Origin of the sequence: Streptomyces sp. NBC_00846 (assembly GCF_045207325.1) — a bacterium.
Taxonomy (GTDB): domain Bacteria; phylum Actinomycetota; class Actinomycetes; order Streptomycetales; family Streptomycetaceae; genus Streptomyces.
In genome coordinates this window covers 4,556,248-4,565,049 of record NZ_CP108846.1, presented here as the reverse complement: position 1 = coordinate 4,565,049, position 8,802 = coordinate 4,556,248, and the positions used below count along the sequence as shown (strand labels likewise).

The window sequence follows — 8,802 nt, the reverse complement described above, 5'->3', positions numbered from 1 at the left end:
CCCGTCCCCGCCAAGGCGCAACGGCGTCACCGCGCCCGCTCCACCCGCCGCTCGTCCCACACCGGCTCCGTCGTCTCCCGTACGAAACCGTCCGAGCCGAACACCAGATACCGGTCGAAGGACTTCGCGAACCACCGGTCGTGCGTGACGGCCAGCACCGTCCCGTCGTACGCCTCAAGACCGTCCTGCAGGGCCTCCGCCGACTCCAGGTCCAGGTTGTCCGTCGGCTCGTCCAGCAGCAGCGCGGTCGTGCCGGCCAGCTCCAGGAGCAGGATCTGGAACCGCGCCTGCTGCCCGCCGGACAGCTTCTCGAACGGCTGGTCGCCCTGCCGCTCCAGCTCGTACCGGCGCAGTACGGACATCGCCCCGCCCCGGTCCTTGGCGTGCTCGGTCCACAGGATCTCGACGAGCGTGTGGCCCAGCAGCTCCGGATGGGCGTGCGTCTGCGCGAAGTGTCCCGGTACGACGCGCGCCCCGAGCTTCCACTCCCCCGCGTGCGCCACCGGCTCGCCCGCGAGCAGCCGCAGGAAGTGTGACTTCCCCGACCCGTTCGAGCCGAGGACGGCGACCCGTTCCCCGTAGAAGATCTCCAGGTCGAACGGTTTCATCAGCCCGGTCAGCTCCAGGCCCTTGCAGGTCACCGCCCGCACGCCGGTCCGGCCGCCGCGCAGCCGCATCCTGATGTCCTGCTCGCGCGGCGGCTCCGGCGGCGGGCCCGCGTCCTCGAACCGCTTGAAACGGGTCTGCATCGCCCGGTAGCGGGAGGCCATGTCGGGGCTGATCGCCGCCTGCTGCCGCAGCCGGTGGACCAGCGCCTTCAGCCGGGCGTGCTCCTCCTCCCAGCGCCGCAGCAACTCCTCGAACCGGGCGAACCGGTCCTTGCGGGCCTGGTGGTACGTATCGAAACCGGCGCCGTGCACCCACACATCACTGCCCGCCGGGCTCGGCTCGACGCTGACGATCTTCTCGGCGGCCCTGGACAGCAGTTCCCGGTCGTGGGAGACGAAGAGGACCGTCTTACGGGTCTCCTTCAGCTTCCCCTCCAGCCACCGCTTCCCGGGGACGTCGAGATAGTTGTCCGGCTCGTCGAGCAGCAGCACCTCGTCCGGCCCGCGCAGCAGCGCCTCCAGCACCAGCCGCTTCTGCTCACCGCCGGACAGTGTGCGCACCTCGCGCCACTGCGCCTTCTCGTACGGGACGCCGAGCGCGGCCGTCGTGCACATGTCCCACACGGTCTCCGCCTCGTACCCGCGAGCCTCCGCCCAGTCGCTCAGGGCCTGCGCGTACGTCATCTGCGCGGCCTCGTCGTCGACGGTGAGGATCAGCTCCTCGGCCTTGTCGACCGCCAGGGCCGCCTCCCGGATACGGGGCTGGGCGACGGAGACCAGCAGGTCCCGGACCGTGCGCTCGTCCCGCACGGAGCCCACGAACTGCCGCATCACCCCGAGCCCGCCGCTCACCGACACCGAACCGCCGTGCGGCTGGAGCTCCCCGGCGAGCAGCCTCAGCAACGTGGTCTTCCCGGCGCCGTTCGCCCCCACGAGGGCGACCACGGCCCCGTCCGCGACCCGGAACGAAGCGTCGCCGAGCAGCACCCGCCCGTCCGGTAGGTAGTACTCAAGATGGCCCGCTTCAAGATGTCCCATGCACAGCATTGTCACGGGCCGCGAAGCCCAGGCCCAACCGGTTTGTGTTCCGTCTAGGATCGCCGCATGAGCTTTGGGCAAGGGGGGCCCTCCTGGGGGCCCAATGGCACACAGACTCCGGACTGGGCAGCACTGGCCGACGAGTCCGCCGCGCGCAACCGCCGCAAGAAGTGGCTGCTGATCGGCGGCGGCGTGCTCGCCACCGCGGTGGTCGGCGCGATCGTGGCGACGGCGGTCGTCTCGACCAGCAACCACAACTCCCCCGGCACCGGCAAGAACGCGAGCGAGCTCCCGGCACCGACCGACCTGCCGAGCAGCACCGCCGAGCCCGAGCCGTCCTTCTCCTCGGTGGCACCGCCGCCCCCGCCGGACCCGAAGGACTACATATCCGACGTCAAGAAGGACCGGGCGCCGATCACCGTCGACGCGTTCTTCCCCGGCAAGAAGCTGACGATGGGCGACCGCGGCTACGTCAAGGGCGCGACCCAGCAGACGGAGAACTGCGCCGCGACCACCAAGGGCACACTCGGTTCGGTCCTCGTCAACAACGGCTGCGACCAGGTCGTCCGGGCCACGTACAGCAGGGACGGCATCGCCGTCACCGTCGGCCTCGCGGTCTTCGAGACGGAGGCGCAGGCCAAGAAGGCGGCCGAGCAGGCAGGCGGCAGCATCGTCCCCCTGAGCGGCACGGGCGTCCCGGCCTTCTGTCCTCCCGGATCGGTGTGCCGCCGTACCTCCAACTCCTACGGCCGCTACGCCTACTTCGCCATCACCGGGTACACCAGCGGCAAGAACGTCACCACGGCCGACAAGAACGCCTACGCCATCGGGGACGACCTGACGAACTTCACGTTCCGTCAGATCCGCCACCGCGGCGAGGTCCAGGCCTCGGCCGCGGCCACCGCACCCGCCGGCTGACGCAGCGCGGAGGGGGTGCCCGCAACGGGAGGGCACAGGCCTCGGCATCGTCGCCCCCAGGAAGACGTGGCTCAAAAGCAGCGCTGCCGCAGCGCGAAACCCGCAACGGACACCGGGCCACCTGCACAGTCCCGTCGGTGCGGCCAGGGCCCTCAAGGGCAGGGAACTGGTCATTCCCCGGCGACATCACGCCACCTCGGAACCCCTGGACAGACAGCCTCCTCTCTCCCGAAGCACTAGGACATGACTGATCAGTGCTCAGGCAAGGGAGTTACCCGTGAGGCGCATGCGACGAAAACACATGACGACCGCCATCCTGGCGGTCGCTGCTCTCGCCCTCACGACCACACCATGATTGTCACCAAGAGGTACCAGGGCACTCCGTACCTCACATACCGCACCGGTGCCACACACAACAAGAGCCTGGCCAAACTCCTGTCCGACCACAAGAAGACATGGTGGTACGCGCACCGCACCTGACGGCCGGAGACACCGCTTCCCTGATCGGACGAAGGAGCACAATGAATCGTCGACGAACGGCCGGCGTTCTGACAGCGGCGGTGGCCACAGTCACGCTGGCGGCTTCCGGATGCTCGTCAACCGCCGAGCCCCCCACCGCGAGCAGGCCCTCGGCATCACCGGACGGGGCCCGCCAAGCGGTGGAATCGTATGTGCGCGCCCTCAACTCCCGTAGCGTCCCCGCTCTGATGCACGTCGGTAACGTCCCGGACAGGGCCTGGTCGCGGCGCGAAGCGGCCCAGATCCTTGCCGCCGATGGCGGAACGGATCTGAAGATCAAAGACGTGCGCATCGACTACGACATGGGCCCGGAGACCGGATCCGCCGAACTCACCGCGAAGGGCCGGGCGGGCGCCACTCTCCACGACACCTTCACCGTGCTCCGGACGGCCGGTGCCTGGCACCTGGTGATCTTCGATGATCGCCCCCTCCTCCCCGGCAAGGAGTCCTCGTCCGCGGAGCGGCCGTCGTCCTGAGGGACGGACCATCGGACGGGCCCGTCACCGCGTCTCAGCAGCAGCCCCCGCCACCGTCACCCGTTCCGGGAAGCGTGCGTATGTTGCGCGCCTCCTTGGAGCGTGCGGCCAGCAACGCGTCGGCGGGGTAGGCCACTTCCTCCAGCGTCAGCCCGTGCGGCCGCACCACGTGCACGCCGGGATCCCGCACCCGCGCCGCCAGCACCTGCGCGGGCCACTCGGCCGGGCGGCGCCCGTCCCCGACGAACAGCGCCGCTCCGATCAGCGCCCGCACCATGTTGTGGCAGAACGCGTCGGCCTGCACGGTCGCCGTCATGATCCCGGACGCCTCGTCCCGTACCCAGCTCAGCTTCTGCAGCGTACGGATGGTCGTCGCGCCCTCGCGCTTCTTGCAGTACGCGGCGAAGTCGTGCTCCCCGACCATCCGGGCCGCCGCCTCGTTCATCGCGTCGACGTCCAACGGCCGGTCGTGCCACAGCACATGACCGCGCAACAGCGGATCCACCCCACCGGGACGGTCGGCGACGCGGTACGCGTAACGGCGCCACAGCGCCGAGAACCGGGCATTGAACCCGGCCGGCGCCTCGGCGATCCGCCAGATCCGCACATCGGGCGCCATCCGCCCGGCCATCCGCCGCAGCAGCTTGTCCGCGTGCTCGGCCCACACCTCGTCCGGCAGATCGACATGGGCGACCTGTCCCCTGGCGTGCACCCCGGCGTCCGTACGCCCGGCGACGGTCAGGTCGTACGTCCGTGAGGACCGCGTCACGGTCCGCAGCGCGTCCTCGATCTCCCCCTGGACGGTCCGCCTGCCGGTCTGCTTGGCCCAGCCGGAGAAGTCCTTGCCGTCGTACGCCAGGTCCAGCCGCAGCCGCACGGAGCCGGGCTCCACTTCGTCACTCACCGAAGGATCCTTTTCTGCCAGTACATACGGAACGGGCCCGCACCGCCCCGAAGGGTGATGCGGGCCCGTCCAGTGGTCTCAGAACGCTCAGGCGTCCTTGGACTCCACGTCGGCCTCGGCCGGCTTGGCGTCCTCGACGACCTCGGCCGGAGCCTCGTCCTTCTTGAGGGCGTCTTCCTTGACCGCACGCTTCGTGGCGGCCTCGGCCTCACCGGTGGCCTGCTGGGCCACGGTCAGCGCCTCGACCAGCTCGATGACCGCCATCGGGGCGTTGTCGCCACGACGGTTGCCGATCTTGGTGATGCGGGTGTAACCACCGGGGCGGTTCTCGTACCGCGGGGCGATCTCGGTGAAGAGCGTGTGCACGATGCCCTTGTCCGTGATCGACTGCAGCACCAGGCGACGGTTGTGGATGTCGCCCTTCTTCGCCTTGGTGATGAAACGCTCGGCGACCGGACGCAGGCGGCGGGCCTTGGCCTCGGTCGTGGTGATGCGGCCGTGCTCGAACAGCGCCTTGGCGAGGTTGATGAGAAGAAGCTTCTCGTGCGCAGCGCTGCCGCCCAGACGGGCACCCTTGGCGGGCTTCGGCATGGTTTTTCTCCTTGTGTGCTGCACCGGCCGTATCAGGTACCGGTGTCAGTTCCCGTGCGGCGGACGCCACCCGGAAGATCAGATCCGAACAGGCAAGAACCAGTCTCAGGCCCGTCCGGCGATTGAGGACAACCCCCTCACGCCCGAGCCAAAATCAAGCCCGTCCGGCGATTGAGGACAACCCCCTCACGCCCGAGCCAAAATCAAGCCCGTCCGGCGATTGAGGACAAAGCCTCACCCCGGCCCGGGGCACCCGACAAAACCCGGGCACCCCAGCCGGAGGCGTGTCAGTACTGCTCGGTCTCCACGAAACCGGCATCCGCGTCGTCATCCGCACCGAAGGCGTCCGCGGCGGCGGTCGGGTCGAAGCCGGGAGGCGAGTCCTTCAGCGCGAGACCCATACCGGCCAGCTTCGCCTTGACCTCGTCGATCGACTTCGCACCGAAGTTGCGGATGTCGAGCAGGTCGGCCTCGGAACGAGCCACGAGCTCACCCACGGAGTGGATGCCCTCACGCTTGAGGCAGTTGTACGAACGGACCGTGAGCTCCAGCTCCTCGATCGGCAGCGCCAGATCGGCGGCGAGCGCGGCGTCCGTCGGGGACGGGCCCATGTCGATGCCCTCGGCGTCGATGTTGAGCTCGCGCGCCAGACCGAACAGCTCGACCAGGGTCTTACCGGCCGACGCCATGGCGTCACGGGGACGCATGGCCTGCTTGGTCTCGACGTCGACGATCAGCTTGTCGAAGTCGGTGCGCTGCTCGACACGGGTCGCCTCGACCTTGTACGTGACCTTGAGCACCGGCGAGTAGATGGAGTCGACCGGGATACGGCCGATCTCCTGGCCCGCCTGCTTGTTCTGGACGGCGGAGACGTAGCCGCGACCGCGCTCGACGGTCAGCTCCATCTCCAGCTTGCCCTTGCCGTTCAGCGTGGCCAGGACCAGGTCCGGGTTGTGGACCTCGACACCGGCCGGCGGGGCGATGTCAGCAGCCGTGACCAGGCCGGGACCCTGCTTGCGCAGGTACATCACGACCGGCTCGTCGTGCTCCGAGGAGACGACCAGCTGCTTGATGTTGAGGATGAGGTCGGTGACGTCCTCCTTGACGCCCGGCACGGTGGTGAACTCGTGCAGGACACCGTCGATCCGGATGCTGGTGACAGCGGCACCGGGGATCGAGGAGAGGAGCGTGCGGCGGAGAGAGTTGCCGAGGGTGTAGCCGAAGCCCGGCTCCAGCGGCTCGATGACGAACCGGGAGCGGAACTCGTCAACGACCTCTTCGGTCAGCGAGGGACGCTGAGCGATAAGCATGTTGGTTCCTTCAGTCGTGGGCGCCCACTATTTGACGCCCCCAGATACTGACAAGGGTACGGGCGGCACGACCCGAAAGAGCCGTACCGCCCGGACCCACGAGCTGCTACTTGGAGTAGAGCTCGACGATCAGCTGCTCCTGCACCTGGGTGTCGATCACCTGGCGCTCGGGCAGCGAGTGCACGAGGATCCGCATCGTCGACGGCACTGCTTCGAGCCACGCCGGTACGGTGCGCTCGCCGGCCTCGGCCTGGGCCACCTGGAAGGGGGTCAGAGCCTTGGACTTCTGGCGAACCTCGATCACGTCGTTCACGGAGACGCGGGCCGACGGAATGTCGGTCTTCGTGCCGTTCACTGCGATGTGTCCGTGACGCACCAGCTGACGGGCGTGGTCGCGGGACTTGGCGAAGCCTGCCCGGTAGACCACGTTGTCGAGGCGGGTCTCAAGGATGCGCAGAAGGTTCTCACCGGTCTTGCCGGTCTTCTGGTTCGCTTCCTTGTAGTAGTTCACGAACTGCCGCTCAAGAACACCGTAGATCCGCGAGCACTTCTGCTTCTCACGAAGCTGAAGAAGGTACTCGCTGTCCTTGGTGCGCCCGCGTCCGTGCTCACCCGGGGGGTAAGGACGGATCTCGATCGGGCACTTCGCGCTCTCGCACTTGCTGCCCTTGAGGAACAGCTTCTGCTTCTCCCGACGGCAACGCTTGCAGTCGGCCCCGGTGTATCGCGCCATTTTCCAGTTGTCTCCGTTGCTTCAGACGGATCAGACGCGACGGCGCTTGGGCGGCCGGCATCCGTTGTGCGGAGTGGGGGTGACGTCCTGGATCGAGCCGACCTCCAGGCCGGTGGCCTGGAGCGAACGGATCGCGGTCTCGCGGCCGGAGCCCGGACCCTTGACGAAGACGTCAACCTTGCGCATGCCGTGCTCCTGCGCGCGACGGGCGGCCGACTCGGCGGCCATCTGCGCGGCGAAGGGGGTGGACTTGCGCGAGCCCTTGAAGCCGACGTGGCCGGCGGAGGCCCAGGAGATCACGTTGCCCGAGGGGTCCGTGATCGAGACGATCGTGTTGTTGAACGTGCTCTTGATGTGCGCGTGGCCGTGAGCGACGTTCTTCTTTTCCTTGCGACGCACCTTCTTGGCTGCGCCCTGACGACCCTTGGGGGGCATGTCTTGACTCCAGATGGAGAGGGGAGGTGATCGGTCCTACAGCGAAGACCGCTGGTTGCTGCGGGTGACCGGTGACCCGGACGACCGCAGTGCGTCCGCTGAGGACTACTTCTTGCCCGGCTTCTTCTTACCGGCGATCGCGCGACGCGGGCCCTTGCGGGTACGAGCGTTCGTGCTGGTGCGCTGGCCGTGGACCGGCAGACCACGACGGTGGCGGATGCCCTGGTAGCAGCCGATCTCGATCTTGCGGCGGATGTCGCCCTGGATCTCGCGGCGAAGGTCACCCTCGGTGCGGAGGTTGGCGTCCACGTACTCGCGGATCTTGACCAGGTCCTCTTCGGCCAGGTCACGAACGCGGGTGTTCGGGTTCACGCCGGTGGTGGCGAGGATCTCCTTGGACCGGGTGCGCCCGATACCGAAGACGTAGGTGAGGGCAACCTCCACGCGCTTTTCGCGCGGGATGTCAACACCTGAAACGCGTGCCATTCAATGGCTCCAGTTGTTATTTCGGGGGTCTTCCACAGCGCCGCTCCCGACCGCCGACCTCTCGTGACGAGAGGTGGTACGCCCGGGTCCCCGGCCCCCGCCGGAGGTGTCGTCAGCCGAAGCTTGGACGGACTCTGCGTATGTACGTTTTACGTGCGTCGCGCGAAGTACTGCGAGATGCAGGTGGTCGTGCGTCAGCCCTGGCGCTGCTTGTGGCGCAGGTTGTCGCAGATGACCATGACCCGACCGTGACGGCGGATCACCTTGCACTTGTCGCAGATCTTCTTGACGCTCGGCTTGACCTTCATGGGATGTCAGGTTCTCCGGGTCAGTGCCGTCACCGCGCCGAAGCGAGGTGCAGGCAAGATCTACTTGTAGCGGTAGACGATCCGGCCACGCGTCAGGTCGTACGGGGAGAGCTCCACGACGACCCGGTCATCCGGAAGGATTCGGATGTAGTGCATCCGCATCTTGCCGCTGATGTGCGCGAGGACCTTGTGACCGTTCTGGAGTTCCACCTTGAACATGGCGTTCGGGAGGGACTCGATCACGGTGCCCTCAATTTCGATGGCACCTTGCTTCTTGGCCACGCTTCGCCTTTCGAATCGGCTACCTTGATCGACTTCCTGCATCGCATGTGGACATGTGGACACACTGATGCACGAGAGCCGACGAGTCAGTCTACGTCAGCGGACTCCAAAAGACGAATCCGTCAAGTTTGCCCATCCGGGGAGATCCTTAGACCTCCACAAGAGGGTCATATCGGCCGGTGAGGTCTCCCCTG

12 protein-coding genes are annotated in these 8,802 nt (G+C 67.5%); 3 read left to right on the top strand and 9 right to left on the bottom strand.

The window, feature by feature from the left end:
- Positions 1 to 26: 26 nt before the first annotated feature.
- Positions 27 to 1,655: an ABC-F family ATP-binding cassette domain-containing protein gene (locus OG936_RS21165; protein WP_406500535.1), complete on the bottom strand. Its 1,629-nt coding sequence runs from the start codon at positions 1,653 to 1,655 to the stop codon at positions 27 to 29.
- Between the two features lie 57 nt (positions 1,656 to 1,712).
- On the opposite strand from OG936_RS21165, the gene OG936_RS21160 reads away from it, so the two are divergent.
- The 3 genes from OG936_RS21160 to OG936_RS21150 all read left to right on the top strand — a co-directional run bounded on the left by OG936_RS21160 (position 1,713) and on the right by OG936_RS21150 (position 3,559).
- Positions 1,713 to 2,564, top strand: coding sequence for a hypothetical protein (locus OG936_RS21160; RefSeq protein ID WP_406496632.1), 852 nt, complete (start codon positions 1,713 to 1,715; stop codon positions 2,562 to 2,564).
- A gap of 351 nt (positions 2,565 to 2,915) precedes the next feature.
- Positions 2,916 to 3,044: a hypothetical protein gene (locus OG936_RS21155; RefSeq protein ID WP_406496630.1), complete on the top strand. Its 129-nt coding sequence runs from the start codon at positions 2,916 to 2,918 to the stop codon at positions 3,042 to 3,044.
- Positions 3,045 to 3,223: 179 nt separating this feature from the next.
- Positions 3,224 to 3,559: a hypothetical protein gene (locus tag OG936_RS21150; protein WP_406496629.1), complete on the top strand. Its 336-nt coding sequence runs from the start codon at positions 3,224 to 3,226 to the stop codon at positions 3,557 to 3,559.
- A 34-nt stretch (positions 3,560 to 3,593) separates the two neighbouring features.
- Here the strand turns inward: OG936_RS21150 and truA are convergent, their stop codons facing one another.
- The 8 genes from truA to infA all read right to left on the bottom strand — a co-directional run bounded on the left by truA (position 3,594) and on the right by infA (position 8,608).
- Complete coding sequence (gene truA, locus OG936_RS21145; RefSeq protein ID WP_406496628.1) at positions 3,594 to 4,463, bottom strand: tRNA pseudouridine(38-40) synthase TruA; 870 nt, start codon at positions 4,461 to 4,463, stop codon at positions 3,594 to 3,596.
- A gap of 87 nt (positions 4,464 to 4,550) precedes the next feature.
- Entirely contained in the window at positions 4,551 to 5,054 is a 504-nt protein-coding gene (gene rplQ, locus OG936_RS21140; RefSeq protein WP_383753274.1) for a 50S ribosomal protein L17, read from the bottom strand.
- Between the two features lie 287 nt (positions 5,055 to 5,341).
- Positions 5,342 to 6,364, bottom strand: a complete 1,023-nt coding sequence (locus OG936_RS21135; protein ID WP_024755423.1) for a DNA-directed RNA polymerase subunit alpha — start codon at positions 6,362 to 6,364, stop codon at positions 5,342 to 5,344.
- Between the two features lie 106 nt (positions 6,365 to 6,470).
- Complete coding sequence (gene rpsD / locus OG936_RS21130) at positions 6,471 to 7,097, bottom strand: 30S ribosomal protein S4 (RefSeq protein ID WP_383753279.1); 627 nt, start codon at positions 7,095 to 7,097, stop codon at positions 6,471 to 6,473.
- A 30-nt stretch (positions 7,098 to 7,127) separates the two neighbouring features.
- Positions 7,128 to 7,532: a 30S ribosomal protein S11 gene (gene rpsK / locus OG936_RS21125; protein ID WP_003956432.1), complete on the bottom strand. Its 405-nt coding sequence runs from the start codon at positions 7,530 to 7,532 to the stop codon at positions 7,128 to 7,130.
- A gap of 105 nt (positions 7,533 to 7,637) precedes the next feature.
- Positions 7,638 to 8,018 (bottom strand): 30S ribosomal protein S13, encoded by a 381-nt coding sequence (gene rpsM, locus OG936_RS21120; protein WP_014047799.1) that lies wholly within the window; start codon positions 8,016 to 8,018, stop codon positions 7,638 to 7,640.
- A 194-nt stretch (positions 8,019 to 8,212) separates the two neighbouring features.
- Positions 8,213 to 8,326 carry a 50S ribosomal protein L36 gene (rpmJ, locus tag OG936_RS21115; RefSeq protein WP_003956441.1) on the bottom strand — a complete coding sequence of 38 codons (114 nt, stop codon included), beginning with the start codon at positions 8,324 to 8,326 and terminating at the stop codon, positions 8,213 to 8,215.
- A 60-nt stretch (positions 8,327 to 8,386) separates the two neighbouring features.
- Positions 8,387 to 8,608 carry a translation initiation factor IF-1 gene (gene infA, locus OG936_RS21110; RefSeq protein ID WP_003956442.1) on the bottom strand — a complete coding sequence of 74 codons (222 nt, stop codon included), beginning with the start codon at positions 8,606 to 8,608 and terminating at the stop codon, positions 8,387 to 8,389.
- Between the last annotated feature and the right edge of the window lie 194 nt (positions 8,609 to 8,802).